Origin of the sequence: Kitasatospora sp. NPDC059146, from assembly GCF_042786665.1 — a bacterium.
Lineage (GTDB): Bacteria > Actinomycetota > Actinomycetes > Streptomycetales > Streptomycetaceae > Kitasatospora.
Genome location: NZ_JBHZCY010000144.1, coordinates 1 through 23,105 on the forward strand (window position 1 = coordinate 1; position 23,105 = coordinate 23,105).

The 23,105-nt window shown below is 74.8% G+C and carries 18 protein-coding genes and 1 pseudogene; 15 read left to right on the top strand and 4 right to left on the bottom strand.

Features of this window, described 5'->3' with window-relative positions:
• Positions 1–105: 105 nt before the first annotated feature.
• Positions 106–1,476, bottom strand: coding sequence for a DUF1015 family protein (locus ACFXPX_RS37565; RefSeq protein ID WP_380527719.1), 1,371 nt, complete (start codon positions 1,474–1,476; stop codon positions 106–108).
• Positions 1,477–1,568: 92 nt separating this feature from the next.
• On the opposite strand from ACFXPX_RS37565, the gene ACFXPX_RS37570 reads away from it, so the two are divergent.
• Positions 1,569–2,132, top strand: coding sequence for a tetratricopeptide repeat protein (locus tag ACFXPX_RS37570; RefSeq protein WP_375887056.1), 564 nt, complete (start codon positions 1,569–1,571; stop codon positions 2,130–2,132).
• A gap of 72 nt (positions 2,133–2,204) precedes the next feature.
• On the top strand, positions 2,205–3,242 hold the full coding sequence (locus ACFXPX_RS37575; RefSeq protein ID WP_375887059.1) for an HAD-IIA family hydrolase: 1,038 nt from the start codon (positions 2,205–2,207) through the stop codon (positions 3,240–3,242).
• A 219-nt stretch (positions 3,243–3,461) separates the two neighbouring features.
• Here the strand turns inward: ACFXPX_RS37575 and ACFXPX_RS37580 are convergent, their stop codons facing one another.
• Positions 3,462–3,809, bottom strand: a complete 348-nt coding sequence (locus ACFXPX_RS37580; RefSeq protein ID WP_380527715.1) for an SCP2 sterol-binding domain-containing protein — start codon at positions 3,807–3,809, stop codon at positions 3,462–3,464.
• A 166-nt stretch (positions 3,810–3,975) separates the two neighbouring features.
• Here ACFXPX_RS37580 and ACFXPX_RS37585 point away from each other — a divergent pair, with 166 nt between their 5' ends.
• From ACFXPX_RS37585 to ACFXPX_RS37600, 4 genes are all read left to right on the top strand, one after another.
• Positions 3,976–4,800, top strand: coding sequence for a hypothetical protein (locus ACFXPX_RS37585; protein WP_380527713.1), 825 nt, complete (start codon positions 3,976–3,978; stop codon positions 4,798–4,800).
• A complete protein-coding gene (locus tag ACFXPX_RS37590) occupies positions 4,784–5,071 on the top strand; it encodes a hypothetical protein (protein WP_380644655.1) in 288 nt (95 codons plus the stop codon). Before ACFXPX_RS37585 ends, ACFXPX_RS37590 begins: the two co-directional genes overlap by 17 nt.
• 36 nt (positions 5,072–5,107) lie before the next feature.
• Positions 5,108–5,914: a TlyA family RNA methyltransferase gene (locus ACFXPX_RS37595; RefSeq protein ID WP_375887343.1), complete on the top strand. Its 807-nt coding sequence runs from the start codon at positions 5,108–5,110 to the stop codon at positions 5,912–5,914.
• Positions 5,915–6,005: 91 nt separating this feature from the next.
• Positions 6,006–6,914: an NAD kinase gene (locus tag ACFXPX_RS37600; protein WP_380527711.1), complete on the top strand. Its 909-nt coding sequence runs from the start codon at positions 6,006–6,008 to the stop codon at positions 6,912–6,914.
• A gap of 25 nt (positions 6,915–6,939) precedes the next feature.
• On the opposite strand, the gene ACFXPX_RS37605 is transcribed toward ACFXPX_RS37600, so the two are convergent.
• The gene (locus ACFXPX_RS37605; RefSeq protein WP_380644656.1) at positions 6,940–8,442 is read right to left on the bottom strand and encodes a PLP-dependent aminotransferase family protein; all 1,503 of its coding nucleotides are present in this window, start codon (positions 8,440–8,442) and stop codon (positions 6,940–6,942) included.
• Between the two features lie 286 nt (positions 8,443–8,728).
• Here ACFXPX_RS37605 and ACFXPX_RS37610 point away from each other — a divergent pair, with 286 nt between their 5' ends.
• From ACFXPX_RS37610 to ACFXPX_RS37620, 3 genes are all read left to right on the top strand, one after another.
• Entirely contained in the window at positions 8,729–9,274 is a 546-nt protein-coding gene (locus tag ACFXPX_RS37610) for a YitT family protein (protein ID WP_380644659.1), read from the top strand.
• Positions 9,275–9,362: 88 nt separating this feature from the next.
• On the top strand, positions 9,363–11,096 hold the full coding sequence (gene recN / locus ACFXPX_RS37615) for a DNA repair protein RecN (protein ID WP_375887347.1): 1,734 nt from the start codon (positions 9,363–9,365) through the stop codon (positions 11,094–11,096).
• A 248-nt stretch (positions 11,097–11,344) separates the two neighbouring features.
• Entirely contained in the window at positions 11,345–12,511 is a 1,167-nt protein-coding gene (locus ACFXPX_RS37620) for a glycosyltransferase family 4 protein (RefSeq protein ID WP_380644657.1), read from the top strand.
• A 19-nt stretch (positions 12,512–12,530) separates the two neighbouring features.
• Here ACFXPX_RS37620 and ACFXPX_RS37625 read toward each other — a convergent pair whose 3' ends face one another.
• The gene (locus ACFXPX_RS37625) at positions 12,531–14,537 is read right to left on the bottom strand and encodes a glycoside hydrolase family 15 protein (protein ID WP_375887078.1); all 2,007 of its coding nucleotides are present in this window, start codon (positions 14,535–14,537) and stop codon (positions 12,531–12,533) included.
• Positions 14,538–15,270: 733 nt separating this feature from the next.
• Between ACFXPX_RS37625 and ACFXPX_RS37630 the strand changes: the two genes are divergently transcribed.
• The 6 genes and pseudogenes from ACFXPX_RS37630 to ACFXPX_RS37655 all read left to right on the top strand — a co-directional run.
• On the top strand, positions 15,271–16,953 hold the full coding sequence (locus ACFXPX_RS37630) for a CTP synthase (protein ID WP_375887081.1): 1,683 nt from the start codon (positions 15,271–15,273) through the stop codon (positions 16,951–16,953).
• 106 nt (positions 16,954–17,059) lie between these two features.
• The gene (locus ACFXPX_RS37635) at positions 17,060–17,707 is read left to right on the top strand and encodes an NUDIX domain-containing protein (protein WP_380594253.1); all 648 of its coding nucleotides are present in this window, start codon (positions 17,060–17,062) and stop codon (positions 17,705–17,707) included.
• Positions 17,708–17,909: 202 nt separating this feature from the next.
• On the top strand, positions 17,910–19,988 hold the full coding sequence (locus ACFXPX_RS37640) for a tetratricopeptide repeat protein (protein WP_380644658.1): 2,079 nt from the start codon (positions 17,910–17,912) through the stop codon (positions 19,986–19,988).
• A 261-nt stretch (positions 19,989–20,249) separates the two neighbouring features.
• Positions 20,250–21,365, top strand: a complete 1,116-nt coding sequence (gene ald, locus ACFXPX_RS37645; RefSeq protein ID WP_380408371.1) for an alanine dehydrogenase — start codon at positions 20,250–20,252, stop codon at positions 21,363–21,365.
• 436 nt (positions 21,366–21,801) lie between these two features.
• The gene (locus ACFXPX_RS37650) at positions 21,802–22,869 is read left to right on the top strand and encodes a ParA family protein (RefSeq protein WP_208869108.1); all 1,068 of its coding nucleotides are present in this window, start codon (positions 21,802–21,804) and stop codon (positions 22,867–22,869) included.
• Positions 22,866–23,105 (top strand): annotated as a pseudogene (locus tag ACFXPX_RS37655) (hypothetical protein); the annotation flags it as partial. The gene ACFXPX_RS37650 and the pseudogene ACFXPX_RS37655, both read left to right, overlap by 4 nt.

Below are 23,105 nucleotides of genomic sequence, written 5' to 3' on the forward strand. Positions count from 1 at the left end.
GCCGCCGCCCCCCCCGCGCCCGGGGGGGGGCGCCGGGCCCCCCCCCCCCCGCGTCCGGGGGTTCCTGCTGCCCGGCGGGCCGGCCGGTGGACCGGCCCCGGTGGACTAGCCCAGCGGAAGGCTGCGCAGCACCAGCCCGGTGGCCGGCTTCGGCCCGAACGAGGTGGACTTGCGCGGCATGGTGACGCCCTGTTCGGCCAGTCTGCGCACCACGCTCTCCCGGACCGGGTGCAGCAGTACGGCGGTGCCTCCGGTGCGGGCGGCCTCGCGCTCGGCGGCCGCGGCGGTGTGCAGGTAGCCGATGTCGTCGGGGCCGTCGGGGACGTGCCAGGTGTGGTCGAGCAGGGTGGCGTGCAGCACGGTGGCGTCCAGGCGGCGCCACTCCTCGGGCCGGTCGTGCGGCACGGTGGCCCCCAGCAGGGCCTCCTCCGGCTCGCCGAGCAGCCAGAACACGCCGTCGCCGCCGGTGAGGACGAAGCCGTTGCCGCCGTGCCGCTTCTGCTCGGCGAGGGCCTGGAGGGCGGCGGTCAGCGGACCGGGGACCTCCTTGACCTTCCACTGGTCGCCGAGCTTCTCCAGGGCCTCGGCCACCGGCAGCCGGTACAGCACCCGGTGGATGGCCCGGACCCGCAGCGGGTAGCGGGCGGTGTCCACCAGCAGCACCATGCCGCGGTCCCACGGGCTGCGGGGCAGGTGGCGGTGCTCGCGCTGGAGCCGCAGGTACATCTCCCAGCGGTGGTGGCCGTCGGCGATCAGGGCCCGGCAGGTGGCCAGGTCTCGGCTGATCTCGCCGAGGTCGGCGGGGTCCGTGACCGCCCACAGGCGGTGGTGGGTGCCGTCGGTGGTGGCGGTGGAGAGCAGCGGCTCGCCCTCGACGGTCCGCTCGATGACGCCGGAGGCGCCGCCGTTGCCGCGGTAGGTGAGCAGCAGCGGTTCGAGGTTGGCCCGGGTGGTGCGCATCAGGCCGACCCGGTCGGCGACCGGCCGGGGCATCACGTCCTCGTGGGGGAGGACGACGCCGGCCTCGGGGCCGCTCACCGCGAGGGCGCCGATCAGGCCGCGCTGGAGCAGCTCGGGCGTGTCACCGTTGCCGGGGACCCGCTGCTCGTAGACGTAGATGGCCGGCTCCGGGTCGGCGGCGAGGACGCCCTCGCGCTGCCAGGCGGCCAGCAGCCGGGCGGCGTGCCGGTACTTGGTGTCGCGGTCGGGGCGGTCGCCGGCGTCCTCGGGCTCCGGGCGGGGCAGGATCAGCCGGACCACGTTGTGCGGGTCGGCGGTCTCCAGGTCGAGCCGGCGCCCCGGGTCGACGACGTCGTACGGCGGGGACATCACCGAGGCCAGCGCGCCGACCCGGTCGGGGACGTAGCGCAGGCCACGGAAGGGGGACAGGGACAGGCCTGCGGTGGCGACGTGCCCGGGATCGCCGGGGCCGCCCACGGGAGTCTCGACTCCGTCTTCTGCACTGGGTGTGCTCATTCTGGGCATCGTAACCGGGTACGCGTTGTTGAGAGATCGGAATCCCCGTGCCGAACGGTCGGACGGGTGTACGACCGAGGGCGAGGTACGGCATGGAGGACGGGCAGGAACGGTTGGACGGCGGTGCGTCGGGGGAGCGCGTGCCGACGGGCGGCGTGCCCGCCCAGGGGCGGACCGGGGAGCCGGTCGGGGACGTCTACGACTGGTTCCGCCGGGGCGCGAAGCTGCTGGCCCAGGGGCACCCGGCGGCGGCCGAGCAGTTGCTGGCCCGGGCGGCGGAGGCCGAGCCGCACTCGCGCAGCATCCGGGAGGCGCTGGCCCGGGCGCAGTTCGACGCCGGTTCGTACGCGGCGGCGCTGGAGAACTTCCGGGCGGTGGCGCAGGCCGATCCCTCGGACGACTACGCTCAGTTCGGGTGGGGGGTCGCGGCGGCCCGGCTGGGCGACTTCGAGACCTCCGCCGAGCACCTGGCGCTGGCGGTGGCCATGCGGCCGGGGACCGACCACTACCAGGCGGCGCTGCGGCAGACCAGGGCGACCCTGGCGGCCCGCGCCGGGGCCTACGGCCCACTGCTGCCGGGGGCGCCCGGCTACCGTGGGCCGGGGGTGCCCGGGCAGGTCGGGGGAGGGCCCGGCGGCGTCGACGAGGACGCCTGACCGGGCGGGCAGTGACGAGCAGACGAACCGCGGTGAACGCGGACGAACCGCAGTGAATGAGGTAGGGCAGGCATGACCGAGACGGCCACCCCCGCGCGACGGACCACCCCCGGCGGCAGCGACCGCCCGCTGACCGAGGCGTACGACACGGCACTGCTGGACCTGGACGGCGTGGTCTACGCCGGCCCGCACGCGATCGAGCACGCGGTGGACTCGCTCGCGACGGCCCGGACGGCCGGGATGCGGCTCGCGTACGTGACCAACAACGCCTCCCGCCCGCCGCGGGTGGTCGCCGAGCACCTGACCGAGCTGGGTGTGCCGGCCGAGCCCGCAGACGTGATCAACTCGGCCCAGGCGGCTGCCCGGGTGGTCGCCGAGAAGGTGCCGGCCGGGGCGAAGGTGCTGGTCGTGGGCGGGCTGGGCCTTGAGGAGGCGCTGGCCGAGCGCGGGCTGGTCGCGGTCCGCTCGCTGGCCGAGGAACCGCTCGCGGTGGTGCAGGGCTTCGACCCGTCGGTCGGCTGGGCGCAGCTGGCGGAGGCCGCGTACGCGGTGCGCGGCGGGCTGCCGTGGGTCGCCTCCAACACCGACATGACGGTGCCGACGGCCCGCGGCATCGCGCCCGGCAACGGGACGCTGGTGGCGGCGGTGCGGGCGGCGGCGGGGGTGGACCCGGAGGTCGCGGGCAAGCCGCTGCCGCCGATGCACCGGGAGACCGTGCTGCGGACGGGTGCGCGGCGGCCGCTGGTGGTCGGGGACCGGCTGGACACCGACATCGAGGGCGCCTTCAACGGCGGGGTGGACAGCCTGCTGGTGTTCACCGGGGTGACCACCCCGGTGCAGCTGCTGGCGGCCCCGGTCGAGCACCGGCCGACGTACCTGGCGGCCGACCTGCGCGGCCTGCTGGTCGCGCAGCCGGCGGTGACGGCGGCGGGCGGCGGCTTCGGCTGCGGCGGCTGGACGGCGGTGGCGGAGGGCGGTGTGCTGCGGCTGACCGGTGCCGGGGACCGCTGGGACGGCCTGCGGGCGCTCTGCGCGGCGGCGTGGACGGCGCTGGACGCGGACGGCGGGCCGGTGGACGGGCGGAAGGCGCTGGCCGAGCTCGGGTTCTGAGGTCGCTCGGGACGGTCGTCCGGAATGTTTGTCCGGAACGTTTGTCCGGGACGGTCGTTCGAGACGGCCGTCCCGGACGGTCGTCTGAGTCGTACGTCCGATTCAGACGTCCAGGGCGGGGCCGGGTATCCAGGGCAGGGCCTTCGCAGCAGGCGTCTGACACGGACGTACGAACCGTTCCTCGGTACGGACGTCCGTGTCAGACGCCCGGCCCGGCCCTCAGAGCAGGGTGCGCAGCCGCAGCAGGTCCCGGAGGCCGGCCTCCAGCTTGATCCGGCCGCTCGCCCACGCGGAGGCGAAATTGAGCTCTCCGCCGACCAGGGCGAGCAGGTCGTCGCCGGCCATGGTGAGCCGGATCGCGGCCTTCTCGGCGGGCTGGCCGGGCACGGCGGACACGTCCTGGATCCGGCCGTCGCGCAGCTGCCCGGTGAAGGTCAGGTCGAGGTCGGTGATCCGGCAGCTCAGCGAGCGGTCGAGGGCGGCGGCCTTCCGGACGTCGCCGGTGGCCTTCGCCATGTTCCGGCTGAGCTGCTCCAGCGCCTCCCGGCACTCCTCGGCGTTCGCCACGGCGCTCGCTCCATCCCCAGGTCACTACGGTGCGGACTGCCGGGCCACGGTACCTCAGGAGGGTTTTGGCGGTAGCGTCGTCGGTGGGGTGCCCGGAATCGCCCGGGTGCCGAGGGCGACGGAGCGCGGCGCGCTGTGCGCGCGCAGGCGCGGAGGAGGCACCCGGATGCTGCCGAGGACGGTGCGGGGAGCGGTGGCGGCCGCCGCCGTGGTGGTGGAGGAGGTCGGCAAGCGGGTCGTCGACACGGCGGCCGCGGTCCTGGAGAAGACCGGCGTCGACGTGGCCGAGGTCGAGCGCAGGCTGGGCGGCCAGTTCCCGCCGTCGGCGAAGACGCTGCAGACCCTGGCGGAGGAGGCCGTCACCGCCGGGCGGGCCGGGGTGGACCTGGCGGTCGGGGTGGCGCGCAACGAGGTGGAGAAGGCCTTCGAGAAGGTCGGGGACCAGGTGACCAAGGTCGGCGTGGTGCTGGCGTACCTGGAGAGCAAGCTGCGCGAGGTCGAGGAGGAGCCCGTCGCGGCCAAGGCCGGGCCGGGCCCGGCCTCGACCGGGTACCCGGCGGAGGAGCCGGTGCCGGCGCCCCGGGCGGACGACCTGTTCGGACGCGGCTGGGAGTTCGAGGACGAGCGTGTGGCGGCGGAGCCGATAGTGGCCGAGCGGGTCGAGGTGGACGAGCCGGTCGAGGTCGATCCGCCGGTGGCGCCGCCGGAGAAGGCCGCGGGGGAGAAGAAGGCCGCCGCCGCGAAGACCACTGCCGCGAAGACCACTGCCGCCGCGAAGGTCGGCGCGGCGAAGAAGGCGACCACGGCGAAGAAGGCCGGTACGGCGAAGAAGACGGCCGTCGCCAAGAAGGCCACGGTGAAGAAGACGGCCACCGCGAAGCGGACCGAGGCGGACGGCCGGGCCGGGGCGGCGGCCGAGCGCACGGCGACCAGGAAGACCACCGTCCGCAAGGCCAGCAGCACGAAGAAGCCCGATGACCGGGACGAGTGAGCCGGGCGCACCGGCCGAGCCCGCCCAGCTCGTCGAGCCCACCCGGCCCACCGAGCCCACCGAGTCCACTGAGTCCACCGAGCCCGCCCGGTCCGCCGTGGCGGAGGGGCCGCTCGGCGTCGAACTGCTGCCCACCGGGCACCCCGGAGTGGATGCCGGGCTGGCCCGGTTGGAGGCTTTGGACGGGGTCCCGGCCGAGGCGCACGTCGCGGTGTACGAAGATGTTCACCAGCGGCTCGCCGACGCGTTGGCCGCGCTCGACCAGGAATGATCCGCAGGACCCGTAGGAGCTGAAACACCAGTGGCAGTGGCACGACGCCGACTCGACGCGGAGCTGGTCCGCCGCAAGCTGGCCCGGTCGCGTGAGCACGCGTCCGAGCTGATCGCGGCCGGCCGGGTGACCGTGGGTGGTACCACCGCGACCAAGCCGGCCACCCAGGTGGAGACCTCGGCGGCGGTCGTGGTGGCCAAGGACGACAACGACCCCGACTACGTCTCGCGCGGCGGGCACAAGCTGGCCGGGGCGTTCGCGGCCTTCGTGCCGCAGGGCCTGGTGGTCGAGGGCCGCCGGGCGCTGGACGCGGGCGCCTCCACCGGGGGGTTCACCGACGTGCTGCTGCGGTCCGGGGCGGCCCACGTGCTGGCGGTGGACGTCGGCTACGGGCAGCTGGCCTGGTCGCTGCAGAGCGACGAGCGGGTGACGGTGATGGACCGCACCAACGTCCGCGAGCTGACCCTGGAGACGATCGGCGGCACCCCCGTCGACCTGGTCGTCGGTGACCTCTCCTTCATCTCGCTGGGCCTGGTGCTGCCCGCGCTGGCCGCCTGCGCGGCCGCGGACGCGGACCTGGTGCTGATGGTCAAGCCGCAGTTCGAGATCGGCAAGGAGAGGCTCGGCAGCGGCGGGGTGGTGCGCAGCCCGCAGCTGCGCGCCGAGATGGTCCGGCAGGTCGCCGGGCAGGCGTGGGAGCTGGGGCTGGGCGTGCGCGCGGTCACCGCGAGCCCCCTGCCGGGGCCGTCCGGGAACGTCGAGTACTTCCTCTGGATGCGCCGGGACGCCCCGCAGCTGGACCCCGCGGACGCGGACCGGGCCGTGGCGGAGGGGCCCCGATAGGGTGCTCTGCGAGCGTCCGGCCCGTCATGCTGGATGGCGCGGCCGCACCGGGCCGAGGGCGACCCGGCAGGCGTAGGGAGAGGGCAGCGGCATGAGCGATGGAGAACGCACGGTCTTCCTGATCGCGCACACCGGCCGGGAGGCGGCGCTGCGCAGCGTCGAGGCCCTGGTGCACGGGCTGCTGAAATCGGGGCTGCGGATCAGGCTGCTGGAGACGGAGGCGGTGGACCTCGACCTGCCGGACGGGGTCGAGAAGGTGGCCGAGGGGCCGGGCGCGGCGGACGGCTGCGAACTGATCCTGGTCGCCGGCGGGGACGGCACGCTGTTGCGCGGCGCGGAGCTGGCGCGCTCGCACGGGCTGCCGATGCTGGGCATCAACCTCGGCCGGGTCGGTTTCCTGGCCGAGGCGGAGCGGGACGACCTGGCCGTGGTGGTCGAGCGGGTGGTGGACGCCGACTACGAGGTCGAGGAGCGGATGACGATCGACGTCATCGTCCGCACCAACGGCGACGTGTTGCACGAGGACTGGGCGCTGAACGAGGCGTCGATCGAGAAGGCCTCCCGGGAGCGGATGCTGGAGGTGGTGACCGAGGTGGACGGCCGTCCGGTCTCCAACTTCGGCTGCGACGGGGTGGTCTGTGCGACGCCGACCGGTTCGACGGCGTACGCCTTCTCGGGCGGCGGGCCGGTGGTGTGGCCGGAGGTGGAGGCGCTGTTGATGGTGCCGATCTCCGCGCACGCGCTGTTCGCCCGGCCGCTGGTGACCTCTCCGGACTCGGTGCTGGCGGTCGAGGTGCAGCCCAAGACCCCGCACGGGGTGCTCTGGTGCGACGGGCGCCGCTCGGTCGAACTGCCCGCCGGGGCGCGGGTGGAGGTGCGCCGGGGGAAGACGCCGGTGCGGCTGGCCAGGCTGCACCGGGCGCCGTTCACCGACCGGTTGGTCGCCAAGTTCGCGCTCCCGGTGACGGGTTGGCGCGGTCGCTCGAACACCCCCTGCTGACGGTCCGCCGGATCGTCCGGGCGGCTCAGACCGCCAGTGCCTGGCCCTCGTCGGCCGCGCCGAGCCGGCCGCCCGCGGTGGCGCGGGCGGCCACCGCGGCCAGCCGCCGCACGGCGGCGGGGACGGCGGCGGCGGGCACGGTGAGCGGGATCCGGATGTGGTGTTCGAAGGCGCCGTCCGAGCCGAACCGGTTGCCGGCCGCGATCCGGACCCCGGCCCGTTCCCCGGCCTGGGCCAGCGCCGCGCCGGACAGGCCGTCGGTGGTGACCCAGAGCGCGAGGCCGCCGGGCGGCAGCGGGAAGCCCCACTCCGGCAGCTGCTCGGACAGCGCGGCGGCGAAGGCGTGCGCGGTGGCCCGCAGCCGGTCCAGCTGGTGGGCGCGGACGGCCGGGAGCGGTTCGCCCAGCAGTTCGGCGGCGATCAGCTGGTCGAGCACCGGGGTGCCGACGTCGCTGTAGACCCGCTCGGTGGCCAGCCGCCGGACCAGCGCGGGCGCGGCCCGGACCCAGCCGATCCGCAGGCCGCCCCAGAGCAGCTTGCCGGCCGATCCGACGGTGACCACCTGGGCGGCCCGGTCCAGTGCCGCCACCGGGCGCGGCAGCGGCGTGGACTCCGGTACGCCCCAGCCCAGTTCGGCGGTGGTCTCGTCCACCAGCACGATGCTCCCGACGGCCCGGGCGGCGGCCAGCAGCCGGCGCCGCTGGTCCTCGTCGATCAGTGCGCCGGTCGGGTTGTGGAAGTCCGGGATGACGTAGGAGACCTTGGGGGCGGCCCCGCGCAGCACCCGCTGCCACTCCTCCAGGTCCCAGCGCCTGGGGGCCGCGGAGGCGTCGTACGGGACCGGCACCAGGCGGGCGCCGGTGAGGTGCAGCGCCTGGAGGGTGTGGGCGTAGCTGGGGGCCTCGACGGCGACCCGGTCGCCGCGGCCGACCAGGACCCGCTGGACCAGGTGCAGTCCGCCCATCGCGCCGGTGGTGACGAGGATCTGGTCGGGGATGGTGGGCAGGCCGCGCTCGGTGTAGCGGCGGGCGACGGCCTCGCGCAGCACCGGGACGCCGGTGGGGTAGTGGCCGTGCCCGGCGGCGTACTGCGGCAGCAGTTCGACGGCCCGGGCGGCGGCCCGGCCCAGCCAGGGCTGGGGGGCGGGCAGGGCGGCGACGCCGAGGTCGAGGATCCGGCCCTGTTCGTCCGGCGGGACGGGGTGCAGGGCGTCGCTGGGCGGCGGGGCGCCCTCGGGCAGGGCGGTCCAGCTGCCGGCGCCGCGCCGGCTGAGCAGGTAGCCGTCGCCGCGCAGGGCCTCGTAGGCGGTGGCGACGGTGGTGCGGCTGAGTTCCAGGGCGGAGGCGAGTTCGCGTTCGGCGGGCAGTCGGGCGCCGACCGGGAGCCGGCCCTCGGTGACCAGCAGCCGGATCTGCCCGGCCAGGGTGCGGTAGGCGGGGCGGCGGGCGGTGGCCGGTTCGGGCAGTCGCGCGGTGGCGAGCAGCCGGGCCAGCGCGGGCGGGGTGACGGTGGTGTGCCAGTCGGCCATCGCTGATCAGTCCACTTGCTCGGAATTGGCCCTGTCGGGGGCCGTATTGGCTCTCTCATCATGGCAGTGCGGCCGTCGAGTCCGCCACCGTCGGGCGCGACCCGGCGGTGCAGCACCACCCGCAGGAGCACCAGTGGCCACCACGACCGCACCCACGACCGCACCCACGCCGCCGCCTGCCGTCGGGCCCCGCCCCGGCCTCGCCGTCCGGGTCCTCGGCGACACCCACGCGCTGGGCCGCCGGCTCCCCCAGCTCGCCGTCGGCCTCGCGCTGTACGGGGCGAGCATGGCGCTGATGCTCCGCTCCGGCCTCGGCCTCGACCCCTGGGACGTCTTCCACCAGGGCCTGCAACGGGTGTTCGGGCTCACCGTGGGAGCCTGGGTGACCGTCTGCGGCGCCCTGGTGCTGCTGCTGTGGATCCCGCTGCGCCAGCGCCCGGGGGTGGGCACCGTCGCCAACGTGCTGGTGATCGGCGCGGCGATGGACATCACCCTGCGGGTGGTCGACGGCCCGCAGGGGCTGCCCGCCCGGGCCGCGCTGACGGCCGCCGCGGTGCTGCTCAACGGCGTCGCCTCCGGCCTCTACATCGGCGCCCGGCTCGGCCCGGGCCCGCGGGACGGCCTGATGACCGGACTGCACCGGCGCACCGGGCGCTCGCTGCGGCTGATCCGCACCGGCATCGAGGTCACCGTGCTGGCCGTCGGACTGCTGCTCGGCGGTACCGCCGGGGTCGGCACGGTGGTGTACGCGCTGCTCATCGGCCCGCTGGTGCAGCTCTTCCTGCCATGGTGCACGGTGCCCACCGCCGCTCAAACGCCCCGGAAGGAGTGAACCCGGCGGCACGGAGTTGCCGCGCGCCGTTGCCGCTCGTCGCGCTCCGGGGGCGGAACCTCGTAAGGTCGTCTCCGTGTTGGACGAGATGCGGATACGGGATCTTGGGGTCATCGACGATGCGGTGGTCGAGCTGGCTCCCGGCTTCACCGCCGTGACCGGTGAGACCGGCGCCGGCAAGACCATGGTGGTGACCAGCCTCGGCCTCCTGCTCGGCGGCCGCGCCGACCCCGGCCTGGTGCGCCACGGGGCCGGCCGCGCCGTGGTGGAGGGCCGGCTGGAACTGCCCGCGGACTCCCCGGCGGCGGCCCGCGCCGTCGAGGCCGGGGCCGAACTGGACGACGGAGCGCTGCTGATCAGCCGGACCGTGTCCGCCGAGGGCCGCTCCCGGGCGTACGTCGGCGGGCGGGCCGTCCCGGTCGGGCTGCTCACCGAACTCGGCGAGGACCTGATCGCCGTGCACGGCCAGACCGACCAGCAGCGGCTGCTGCGCCCGGCCCGCCAGCGCGGCGCGCTGGACCGCTACGCGGGCGGGACGGTCGCCGAGCCGCTGGCCCGCTACCGGGAGACCTACCGCGCCCTGCGCGAGGTCGCGGCCACCCTGGAGGAGCTGACCACCCGGGCCCGCGAGCGCGCCCAGGAGGCCGACCTGCTGCGCTTCGGCCTGGACGAGATCGCCGCCGCCGAGCCGGTGGCCGGGGAGGACGTCGAGCTGGCCGCCGAGGCCGAGCGGCTCGGCCACGCCGACGCGCTCTCCTCCGCCGCGACCCTCGCCCACGCCGCCCTGGCCGGCGACCCGGCCGACCCGGAGGCGCTGGACGCGGGCACCCTGCTCGCCCAGTCCCGGCGCGCCCTGGACGCCGTGCGCCACCACGACGAGCGGCTGGCCGCCCTGGCCGACCGGCTGAACGAGGTCGGCTACCTGCTGGCCGACGTCGCCGGGGACCTCGCGGGCTACGCCGACGACCTGGACGCCGACCCGGTGCGCCTCGCCGCGGTCGAGGACCGCCGGTCCGTGCTGGCCCAGCTGCTGCGCAAGTACGGCGGCGAGGACAACGACCTCGCCGAGGTGATCGCCTGGGCCGAGGCCGGGTCCGCCCGGCTCGCCGAACTCGACGGCGACGACGAGCGGATCGACCAGCTCGGCGCCCAGGAGACCGAGCTGCGGGCCGAGTTGGCCGAGCTGGCGGCCGAGGTCTCGGCCGCCCGGCAGGCCGCCGCCGGACGCTTCGCCGAGGCCGTCTCCGCGGAGCTCGCCGAACTCGCCATGCCGCACGCCCGGGTGACCTTCTCGATCACCCGGGTCGACGACCTGGCCGGCATCGAACTGGACGGCCGCACCGTCGCGTACGGGCCGTACGGCGTGGACGAGGTCGAGGTGCTGCTCGCCCCGCACCCGGGTGCCCAGCCGCGCCCGATCGCCAAGGGCGCCTCGGGCGGTGAGCTCTCCCGGGTGATGCTCGCCGTCGAGGTGGTCTTCGCGGGCGCCGATCCGGTCCCCACCTACCTGTTCGACGAGGTGGACGCGGGCGTCGGCGGCAAGGCCGCGGTCGAGATCGGCCGCCGGCTGGCCAAGCTGGCGGAATCCGCCCAGGTCGTGGTGGTCACCCACCTCCCGCAGGTGGCCGCGTTCGCGGACCGGCACCTGGTGGTGGAGAAGACCCACGACGGCACCGTGACCCGTTCCGGGGTCAAGGTGTTGAACGACGAGGAGCGGGTGCGGGAACTCTCCCGGATGCTGGCCGGCCTGGAGGACTCGGAGCTGGGCCGGGCCCACGCCGAGGAGCTGCTGGCCGCCGCCCGGGCCCCTCGCCACAGCTAGGCCCGGTCCGGCCCTGGCCAGCGGATCTCGGCGGATCGGCCCGCCGGGATCGGCCGGACGGGGTCGGCCGGAACCGGCGGTCCTCCCCGCCGGGACGGCGACGCGCCCCCCGTGGCGCCGACTGTCCAAGAGGGCCGCCGACCTGGCATGGTGGCGGCTGGACACTGGCTTTCCAGTCCCGAGCGCCGCCGGGCGGGCAATCCTCGCGAAGCGGCGCGCGAACCTGATCGAGTCGGATGCGAGACGACGTGGACCATTCCGCTGCCCGGGCCACCGCGGCCGCCCCGGAACCGGGGCAGCTGCACGTGGTACTCGTCCTGGCCGCCAGCACCGGCGGCATCGGTGCGCACGTGCGTTCCCTGGCCCAGGGCCTGGTCGCGCACGGGGTGACCGTCACGGTCTGCGCACCGGCCGGCACGGACGCGCTGTTCGGTTTCTCCCGCACCGGCGCGCGGTTCCACACCGTCGACATCACCCCCACCGCGGGGGCCCGCAGCGACGCCACCGCGATCGGCGAGCTGCGCCGGGCGTTCACCGGCGCCGACGTGGTGCACGCCCACGGGCTGCGGGCCGGCCTGCTGTCCGACCTCGCGCTGCGCACCGCCGGCCGCTTCCCGGGCCTGCGCCCGGAGACCCCGCTGGTGGTCACCTCGCACCACGCGCTGCTGGCCACCGGCATGGAGCGGCGGCTGCAGCGGTTGATGGAGCGCCGGGTGGCGCGCGCCGCCGACCTGGTCCTCGGCGCCTCCTCCGACCTGGTCGCCAGGGCCCGTGAACTGGGTGCCACCGACGCCCGGCTGGGCCCGGTGGCCGCCCCGCCGATGCCGGAGGGGCGGCTCGGCCGGGCCGAGGCGCGCGCCGCGCTGCTCGGCGACGGCCCGGACCGCCCGCTGGTGCTGGCGGTCGGCCGGCTCGTCCCGCAGAAGGCCTTCGGGACGCTGCTGGACGCCGCCCAGGGGCTGTCCGCGCTGGACCCGGAGCCGCTGCTGCTGCTCGCCGGGGACGGTCCGGAGGCGGGCCCGCTGCGCGAGCGGGTGGCCGCCGAGAAGCTGCCGGTGCGCCTGCTCGGCTACCGCACCGACGTCCCCGACCTGCTGGCCGCCGCCGACGTGGTGGTGGTCTCCAGCCGCTGGGAGGCCCGCTCGCTGGTGGTCCAGGAGGCGATGCGGGCCGGCGTGCCGGTGGTCGCCACCGCCGTCGGCGGCATCCCCGAACTGGTCGGCGACGCCGCCCTGCTGGTGCCGCCGGGGGACCCGGCGGCGCTCGGCCGGGTGGTGCGCGGGCTGCTCGCGGACCCGGCCCGCCGGGAGCAGCTGGTGGCGGCCGGCCGGCAGCAGGCCGAGACCTGGCCGGACGAGGCCGCCACCGTCGCCCAGGTGCTCAGCACCTACGACGAGTTGGTGCAGCGGGGCTGAGCACCCCCGGCGGTGGGCCTCAGACGCCCGCCCGCTCCACCCGCTCCGCGGCCCGGTCGGCCTCGGCGCCGTCCGGCTGGGCCGACAGGTAGGCGGCGCCGCAGGCGGTCAGCCGCAGGGCGGTGTCGATCAGCGGGACGTGGCTGAACGCCTGCGGGAAGTTGCCGACCTGGCGCTTGAGCCGAGGGTCCCACTCCTCGGCGAGCAGCCCGAGGTCGTTGCGCAGGGACAGCAGCCGGTCGAACAGTTCGCGGGCCTCCTGCACCCGGCCGATCATGGCGAGGTCGTCGGCGAGCCAGAACGAGCAGGCCAGGAAGGCGCCCTCGTGGCCGGACAGGCCGTCCACGTTGTTGCCCGACTCGTCGTGGGTCGGGTAGCGCAGCACGAAGCCGTCCTCGGTGGACAGTTCGCGCTGGATCGCCTCGATGGTGCCGATCACCCGCTTGTCGTCCGGCGGCAGGAAGCCGACCTGGGGGATGAGCAGCAGCGAGGCGTCCAGCTCCTTGCCGCCGTAGTACTGGGTGAAGGTGTTGCGCTCGGGGTCGTAGCCCTTCTCGCAGACGTCCCGGTGGATGGTCTCGCGCAGCACGCGCCAGCGCTCCAGGTGGCCGTCGGAGGGGGCGTCCTCGGGGGTCTGCTCCAGCAGCTTGATGGTGCGGTCGACGGCGACCCAGGCCATCACCTTGGAGTGGACGAAGTGCCGGCGCGGGCCGCGGACCTCCCAGATGCCCTCGTCCGGGTTCTGCCAGTGGTCCTCCAGGTACTCGATCAGGCGCAGCTGGAGGTTGTGGGCGTGGTCGTTGCGGACCAGGCCGGTCATGTGGGCCAGGTGCAGGGCCTCCACCACCTCGCCGTAGACGTCGAGTTGGAGCTGTCCGGCGGCGCCGTTGCCGATCCGCACGGGCAGCGAGCCCTCGTAGCCGGGCAGCCAGTCCAGCGAGGACTCGGTGAGCTCGCGCTCGCCGGCGATGCCGTACATGATCTGCAGGTTCTCCGGGTCGCCGGCGACCGCGCGCAGCAGCCACTCGCGCCAGGCGCGGGCCTCCTCGCGGTAGCCGGTGCGCAGCAGCGAGGAGAGGGTGATCGCGGCGTCGCGCAGCCAGGTGTAGCGGTAGTCCCAGTTGCGCTCGCCGCCGATGTCCTCGGGCAGCGAGGTGGTGGGGGCGGCGACGATGCCGCCGGTGGGGGCGTAGGTGAGGCCCTTGAGGGTGATCAGCGAGCGGACCACGGCCTCGCGGTAGGGGCCCTGGTAGGTGCACTGGCCGGCCCAGTCGTGCCAGAACTCGGCGGTGGCGTCGAGCATCGCCTCGGCGTCCGGGACGGCCGGCGGCTCCAGGTGGGAGGCCTGCCAGGTGAGGGCGAAGGCGATCCGCTCGCCGGCCCGGACGGTGAAGTCGGCGTAGGTGGTGAGGTCGCGCCCGTAGGTCTCGGCCTCGCCGTCCAGCCAGACCGAGTCGGGCCCGGCCACGGCGACGGTGCGGTGGCCGCCGTCGGCCTGCTCGACCCGGTGCACCCAGGGGACGATCCGGCCGTAGGAGAAGCGCATCCGCAGCGCCGAGCGCATCCGCACGGTGCCGGCCACGCCCTCGACGATCCGGATCATCTGCGGCACGGAGTCCTTGCCGGCCAGCGGGCGGGGCGGCATGAAGTCGATCACCCGGACGGTGCCGCCCTGGGCGTCCCACTCCTGCTCCAGGATCAGCGAGTCGCCCCGGTAGCGGCGGCGGTCGGCGGGCACGGCGGGGGCGGCGGCGGTGGGCGGCGGGACGCGCGGGCCGGCGGTGTCGCCGAGGCGCGGCAGGGCGGCCTCGGCGGGGGCGGCGGCCGGGGCGGGGAGCTCGGTCGCCACCGCCTCGGCCGGTCCGATCCGCCAGAAGCCGTGTTCATCGGTGCCGAGCAGGCCGGCGAACACCGCCGGCGAGTCGAAGCGGGGGAGGCAGAGCCAGTCCACCGCCCCGTCCCTGCTGACCAGGGCAGCGGTCTGCATGTCCCCGATGAGTGCGTAGTCCTCGATACGGCCGGCCACGTGGATCTCCAGTTCGCAATGTGGTCAGGGCATCGGCGAACCAGGGAGCGAGCGGGTCTGCGGGGCCGGGGGTTCACCCCGGGACGTCCGGCCCGCCGGGGGGTGGTGGCGGGCCTTGCTGGAGTGTCCGCGCGGGGCTCGGTCGAGCCCCAGGGGGTGGGTGGGGAGGAGCTGGATAACGGGGAGGTCCGGTCGCGCATCGGGGACCGGGAGTGTCCTGACGCTCCCACGCCCTCCGCGTGCTCGTGCTGTCGCGATGCGTCCGTGCAGCTTACGACGGACGAAAGGGGCGAAGCACGCGGGCGCAGCCTCGTGTGGCGCCGCAATTCGGCGGAAATGCCGTGCATCGCGGGGGCGCGGCGCAGGATGGTCCGGAAGGATCAGCTCCGGGTGGCCGTAACGGAGGGGCTGGCATGGCCCGGTCGGAGTACCCCGGCTGGCCCGGTCCGGTGGGTGGTGCGACCGGTGTGACGCGTGCGGCGGATGGTGCGCCGGTGGTGCGCCCGGCGCACGCTCCCGGAGTGCCGGGCGCGGGCCGAGCGCGGGCCGAAAGGCGTCCCGGTCAGGTCACTGTTACCCTGGTATCCCGTGGACCGGCGGGATCAAAACGCCCCGGACCAGCCGAACCGACGACCCTTCGAGCGCCGCGCAGCCTGCCGGCCTCCCGTCGCCCGGCGAGCCCCGAGCCTCCCGCCCACGTCACTTTCGACACGCGACCCACGGGAGCCCCCTCTTGGCACAGCCCCATTCCGGCAAGGCAGCGAACGGCCGCGCCGTGACGACCAAGCACCTCTTCGTCACCGGGGGTGTTGCCTCTTCGCTCGGAAAGGGGCTGACCGCCTCCAGCCTCGGCGCGCTGCTCAAGGCCCGCGGCCTGCGCGTGACGATGCAGAAGCTCGACCCGTACCTCAACGTGGACCCGGGCACCATGAACCCGTTCCAGCACGGTGAGGTCTTCGTCACCGACGACGGCGCCGAGACCGACCTGGACATCGGCCACTACGAGCGGTTCCTCGACACCAACCTGCACGGCTCGGCGAACGTCACCACCGGCCAGGTGTACTCGACGGTCATCGCCAAGGAGCGCCGAGGCGAGTACCTGGGCGACACCGTCCAGGTCATCCCGCACATCACCAACGAGATCAAGTCCCGGATCCGCCGGATGGCGACCGAGGACGTCGACGTCGTGATCACCGAGGTCGGCGGCACCGTCGGCGACATCGAGTCGCTGCCGTTCCTGGAGGCCGTCCGCCAGGTCCGCCACGAGGTCGGCCGGGACAACGTGTTCTTCGTGCACGTCTCCCTGCTGCCGTACATCGGCCCCTCGGGCGAGCTCAAGACCAAGCCCACCCAGCACTCCGTCGCCGCGCTGCGCAACATCGGCATCCAGCCGGACGCGATCGTGCTGCGCGCCGACCGCGAGGTCCCGCAGGCGATCAAGCGCAAGATCTCGCTGATGTGCGACGTGGACGAGGAGGCCGTGGTCGCGGCCATCGACGCCAAGTCGATCTACGACATCCCGAAGGTGCTGCACGGCGAGGGCCTGGACGCCTACGTGGTGCGCCGCCTGGACCTGCCGTTCCGCGACGTGGACTGGACCACCTGGGACGACCTGCTGCGCCGCGTCCACGAGCCGCAGCACATCGTCAAGGTCGCCCTGGTCGGCAAGTACATCGACCTGCCGGACGCCTACCTGTCGGTGACCGAGGCGCTGCGCGCCGGCGGCTTCGCCAACAACGCCCGGGTCGAGATCAAGTGGGTCACCTCGGACGACTGCGAGACCCCCGAGGGCGCCCGCGAGCAGCTCGGTGACGTCGACGCGATCTGCATCCCCGGCGGCTTCGGCGACCGCGGCGTCAACGGCAAGGTCGGCGCCATCACCTTCGCCCGCGAGAACAAGGTCCCGCTGCTGGGCCTGTGCCTGGGCCTGCAGTGCGTGGTCATCGAGGCCGCCCGCAACCTGGCCGGCCTGCCCGAGGCCAACTCCACCGAGTTCGACGCCGCCGCCAAGCACCCGGTCGTCTCCACCATGGCCGAGCAGCTGGCGATCGTCGACGGCAAGGGCGACCTGGGCGGCACCATGCGCCTGGGCCTCTACCCGGCCAAGCTCGCCGAGGGCTCGATCGTCCGCGAGGTCTACGGCGGCGAGCCGTACGTCGAGGAGCGCCACCGCCACCGCTACGAGGTCAACAACGCCTACCGCGCGGACCTGGAGAAGACCGGCCTGCAGTTCTCCGGCCTCTCGCCCAAGGGCGACCTCGTCGAGTACGTCGAGTACCCGCGCGAGGTGCACCCGTACCTGGTGGCCACCCAGGCCCACCCGGAGCTGAAGTCCCGCCCGACCCGCCCGCACCCGCTGTTCGCGGGCCTGGTCAAGGCCGCCATCGAGATCAAGACGGCCCCGGCCGCGGAGTAGTCCTCCTGCTCCCGGCCCCGGTCGCGCACCGGACGGCGGCCCCGCGATTCCCGCGGGGCCGCCGTTCGGCGTTAGATTGTGTCGTACTGACGAAAAGGGGAGAGCGATGGACGAGCAGAGCGACCTGGTGATCGCCGACACGGCCGAGGAGTGGGAGGTCCGGGCGAGCTCGACGCCGTTCCAGGGCCGGGTCACCGGCGTGCGCAGCGAGGAGGTCCGGATGCCCGACGGCAGCTGGTCCCGGCGCGACTACCAGACCCACCCCGGCTCGGTCTCCGTGCTCGCCCTGGACGACGAGCAGCGGGTGCTGGTGCTGCGCCAGTACCGCCACCCCGTCCGCCAGCGGCTCTGGGAGCTGCCGGCCGGCCTGCTCGACGTACCCGGCGAGAACCCGTGGCACGCCGCCCGGCGCGAGCTGTACGAGGAGGCCCACTGCCGGGCCGACACCTGGCGGGTCCTCGCCGACTACTACACCTCCCCGGGCGGCACCGACGAGGCGCTGCGGATGTTCCTGGCCACCGACCTCGCCGAGGCCGAGGGCCGGCGGTACGAGGCCGAGGGCGAGGAGCAGGAGATCGAGGTCGCCCGGGTGCCGGTGCCCGAGCTGATCCGGCTGATCCAGGCCGGGCGGCTGCACAACCCGACCCTGGTCACCGGCGTCCTCGCCGTGCACGCCGCGCTGACCTCCCCGGACGGCCTGGACGGGCTGCGCCGCCCGGACGCACCGTGGCCGGCCCGCCCCTTCGAGGTCTGACCGCCCGTCGGGGCGTGGGCGAACCAGCGGGGTTGATGCCTTGGGGTGATTCACCGGTTCGTACGACCGGATGTCACCTCCGATCAGTCGGACGGTCGAACTACGCTTCGCAGACAGGGCGCCCGTCCCGGGCCGCCTCCGCCGAGCGCAGCGGGCCTTCCGGCCGGACGCCGGGCGCGGGATGACGTCGGGAGTGGCACGGGTGGCGAGGAAGACGGCGACGATGGACCCCGGCCCCGACGCGCCCGCCGGCGCCGTCCCGGGGCTCGACCGGCTGCCCGCCGGGCCCGCCCTGTTCGCCGGGCGGCGCACCGAACTGGCCGCGCTGCGGGCGGCCGCGACCCGCCGGGTGAGCGGCCGCTGCCCCGTCCTGGTGCTGGCCGGGCGCCCCGGCTCGGGCCGCACGGCGCTCGCCGCCCGCTTCGCCCGGACCGCCGCCGCCGACTACCCGGACGGCGTGCTGTTCGCCCGGCTGTCCGCCCCGGACGGCGGGCGGGTGCCGCCGGGCCGGGCCGCCCGGCTGCTGCTGGAGCAGCTCGACCCGCAGGCCGCCGTACCACTGCCCGGCGCCGTCGAGGACGGACGGGACGAACCGGGCGGCGTGGCCCTGCGGGAGGCCCTGGCGGGACGCCGGGTGCTGCTGGTGCTGGACGACGTCCGGGACGCCGGGCAGCTGTGGCCGCTGCTCGCCGACGAGCCCGGCTGCCTGGTGCTCGCCACCACGGCCGGGCCGCTCACCGGCATCGAGGACATCGACCCGGTGATCCTCGGCGGGCTGGACCGGCAGGCCTCCGGGGAACTGCTGGCCGACCTGGTGGGCGGCACCCGGGTCTCCTGCGACCCGGTCGGCGCGGCCGACCTCGCCGAGGCCTGCGCCGCCGGGCCGGCCGCGCTGCGGCTGATCTCGCGGTGGCTGCGCGGCAACCCGAAGATCGCGGTCACCGACGCGGCGCGCGAGCTCACCCGGGCGGTGGGGGAGGAGTCCGAGGCCTCGGGCGCCAAGGGCACCGGGCGCGGCCGGGCGGGGAAGGCCGGGAAGGGCGCGAGGACCGCGAAGGCCGGCCGGACGCCGAGGACCGACGCGGCACCGGAGAAGAAGGAGGAGGGCGCCCAGGCGCAGGACGGGGCCGCGGAGCCCGCCGCCGCGCCCGAGCCGGCCGGCGACCCGTCGACCTGGGTCAAGCCCGAGCCCGCGCCCGCCGAGCCGGTGCCCGTCCCCGACAACGACCCGCTGCTGGGCGCCTTCACCCTGCTCTACCGGGGACTGCCGGCCGCCCAGGCACGGATGCTGCGCACCCTCACGCTCGCCCCGGCGCAGACCGCCGACCCGCGCACCGCCTCCGCCCTGGTCGGCTGCCCGGCGCCGGAGGCGGCCGCGACGCTGGCCGCGCTGGCCGAGCGGGAACTGCTCGGCGAGGAGGCTCCGGCCGCCGACGGCACCCCGCGCTACCGGGTGCCCGGGCGGCTCTACCAGCGGCTGGTCCGGCTGCGGGAGCAGGAGGACCGGCCCGCCGAGACCGAGCTCGCCCGGGCCCGGCTGCTGGAGCGGCTGGTCCGGCTGACCGAGTCGGCCCGCGCCCTGCTGGACCCGGCCGACGGCCCGGCCCCCGACCCGCTGCCCCCCGCGCTGCGGCTGGACTCGGCCGGGCACGCCCGGGACTGGCTGACGGGGGAGCGGGAGCTGCTGCTCGGCGCGGTGGCCGACGCGATCGGCCAGGGCGACCTGGACGGCTCGGCCGGCCGGCTGGTCACCGCGCTGCTGCGGGCCCTGCCGCTGACCGGCACGGCCGCCCCCGCCGACCTCTACCGGCTGCACGAGCTGGTGCTCACCGTCGCCGAGCGCAACGGGCGCCCCCGCCGGGCCTCGGCGGCGCTGCTCAACCTGGGCGACCTCCAGGCCTCGGCGGGCCGCTGGGAGCAGGCCGCCGGGCACTACCGGGCCGCCCTGGAGCACGCCCGGGAGGTCGGCGACGAACCGCTCTGCGCCCGGGCCCTGGAGGGCGCGGCGGGCTGCCATCGGGCGCTCGGCGACGCGGTGCGCGCCGCCGACTGGTACGGGCGGGCGCTCGGGCTGCGGCGGTCGCTGGGCGACCACGCGGCCGAGGCCCGGCTGCTGGCCCGGGTCGCCGAGGCGCACACCGCCCAGCGCCGCTTCGAGGAGGCCGACCGGGAGTACCGGGCCGCGCTGGCCGTGCTGCGCCGGATCGGCGACGAGCGCGGCCGGGAGGCGGTCGGCAGCGCCCTCGCCGACCTGCGGGAACGTGTCGACGGCGGGTGGTGAGGGCGGTTTCGGAGGTATCGTCGAAAGTGCCCTGTTACGACACCTATGACAGGTAAGTTCCAGTGGAAGCCTACGAACCTGCCAATGCCTTCGGCGAAATTGTTAGATTTGGAAGGCTGACAGGCCGCCTGGGCTTCATTACACTCGAACCCAGTCGCGCAGCGATCCCCTGCCCCGGCATGCCCGGAGGCTTCCCCACGTGCGCGTCGCCCACCGGTCTTCTCCGGTCGGGACCCCCATGGCAAGAGGACGTGTTCAGTCGTGAAGGTCGGCATCCCCCGCGAGGTCAAGAACCACGAGTACCGCGTGGCCATCACGCCCGCCGGCGTGCATGAGCTGGTCCGCAACGGCCACGAGGTCTACATCGAGGACAACGCCGGTCTCGGCTCCTCGATCCCCAACGAGGAGTACGTGGCCGCCGGCGCCACCATCCTCCCCACCGCCGACGAGGTGTGGGCCACGGCCGACCTGCTGCTGAAGGTCAAGGAGCCCATCGCCTCCGAGTACCACCGGCTGCGCAAGGGCCAGACCGTCTTCACGTACCTGCACCTCGCGGCCGACCGGGCCGGCACCGACGCGCTGGTCGCCTCCGGCACCACCGCGATCGCGTACGAGACCGTCCAGCTGGGCAACGGCGCGCTGCCGCTGCTCGCCCCGATGTCCGAGGTCGCGGGCCGGCTGGCCCCGCAGGTCGGCTCGTACCACCTGATGCGCCCGGCCGGCGGCCGCGGCGTGCTGCCCGGCGGCGTGCCCGGCACCCACCCGGCCAAGGCCGTCGTCATCGGCGGTGGCGTCTCCGGCTGGCACGCGGCCACCATCGCCATCGGCATGGGCTACGACGTGACCCTGCTGGACCGCGACATCAACAAGCTGCGTGAGGCCGACCGGATCTTCGGCACCAAGATCAAGGCCATCATGTCCAACTCCTTCGAGCTGGAGAAGGCCGTCCTGGACGCCGACCTGGTCATCGGCGCCGTGCTGATCCCGGGCGCCAAGGCCCCGAAGCTGGTCACCAACGAGCTGGTCTCCCGGATGAAGCCGGGCTCCGTGCTCGTCGACATCGCCATCGACCAGGGCGGCTGCTTCGAGGACTCGCACCCCACCACGCACGACGACCCGACCTTCCAGGTCCACAACTCGGTCTTCTACTGCGTGGCCAACATGCCGGGCGCCGTCCCGAACACCTCCACCTACGCGCTGACCAACGCCACCCTGCCGTACGTGCTGGAGCTGGCCAACCGGGGCTGGAAGGAGGCGCTGCGTCGTGACGCCGCGCTCGCCAAGGGCCTGAACGTCCACGAGGGCCAGATCACCTTCCCGGCCGTGGCCGAGGCCTTCGGCCTGGAGTCGGTCACGCTGGAGAGCGTGCTCGCCTGAACTCCCTGACCGCACGGCGGTCGTTCGCCCCCGACCCGATGCCCTCGGGTCGGGGGCTTCGCCGTGCCCGTGAACAGCGGGTGGACCGGGCGGGTCGCTCTGTCGTCAATTTCCGTCGGTGGTGTCACCCGACCCTCGGCGTCCCGCAGAAACGTTAGGGTCATGGGCCTGCTCATCCCTTGACAGCAGCCCGCCCGATAGTCGACACATCGTGCCCACTACCGTGGATTGTGTTGCTGCGAACGCCTTGAACGGCCTAGAGTCGCAAACCGTCGGCATGCTGCCACGCTGACGAATCGACATAGAGTCCTGGATCCCCAAGGAGGTAAGACGACTTGTGAATGAGTCGACAATTGCTCCCGGGGGTGGTCAGCCAGGACTGGCGGAGCTCACCGCCGGCCAGCCGAGTGAGGAGCCCGGGGCCCGGCAGGCATCCGTGGGCTCGGCCGAGGTCGGCTCGGTCGCACTCCGTACCTTCGAAGCACGCCAGAACACAGCGCAGGTGACCACGGTGACCGATCACGACGCCGACTTGGCGGCCTACGGCCTGGCCTACGGCGAGTTCGCCTACGGCGCCTACGACGACCCGGACGCCGAGTACGAGCCGGACCCGGAGTACGCGGCCACGCTGGCCCCCGACGCCGCGCGCCAGCGCCGCGAGCGGGTCGGCCCGACCGGCCGCCCGCTGCCGTACTTCCCGATCCCCGCGCCGGTCGCCGAGCACGGACCCGCCCAGATCATCGCCATGTGCAACCAGAAGGGCGGCGTCGGCAAGACCACGTCGACCATCAACCTGGGCGCGGCGCTGGCCGAGTACGGCCGCCGGGTGCTGCTCGTCGACTTCGACCCGCAGGGCGCGCTCTCGGTCGGCCTCGGCGTCAACCCGATGGAGCTCGACGTCACCGTCTACAACCTGCTCATGGAGCGGGGCCTGACGGCCGATGAGGTGCTGCTCAAGACCGCCGTCCCGGGCATGGACCTGCTGCCCTCCAACATCGACCTCTCCGCCGCCGAGGTGCAGCTGGTCAGCGAGGTGGCCCGGGAGTCCGCGCTGGCGCGCGCCCTCAAGCCGCTGCTGCCGGACTACGACTTCGTCATCATCGACTGCCAGCCCTCGCTGGGCCTGCTGACGGTCAATGCGCTGACGGCCGCTCACAGCGTGATCGTCCCGCTGGAGTGCGAGTTCTTCGCACTGCGCGGGGTCGCGCTGCTGACCGAGACCATCGAGAAGGTGTGCGAGCGGCTCAACCCCGAGCTGCGCCTGGACGGCATCCTCGCGACCATGTACGACTCGCGCACCGTGCACAGCCGCGAGGTGCTGGCGCGGGTCGTCGAGGCGTTCGGCGAGCACGTCTTCCACACCGTCATCGGGCGGACCGTGCGCTTCCCGGAGACCACCGTCGCCGGCGAGCCGATCACGACCTACGCCACCAACTCGGTCGGGGCCGCCGCCTACCGCCAGCTCGCCAGGGAGGTGCTCGACCGGTGCCGCCCCGCCGAGTGAGTCTCCCGGGTGCCGACGAGCTGTTCCGGACCACCGGCGGGATGGCGCTGTCGCCGTCCCTCGCCCCGCGTCCGGCCGCCGAGGCATCCAGACCGGAGACCGCGCGGACCGTCAACGGCACGGAGGGCGTTGAGGGCACCGAGGCCGCCCAGGGGGCCCAGGACGACCGGCAGGCGCCCCAGGAGCAGCACCAGGGCGCCGCGGTGCCGCCGCCCGGCCAGCCGCCCGTCCAGCGG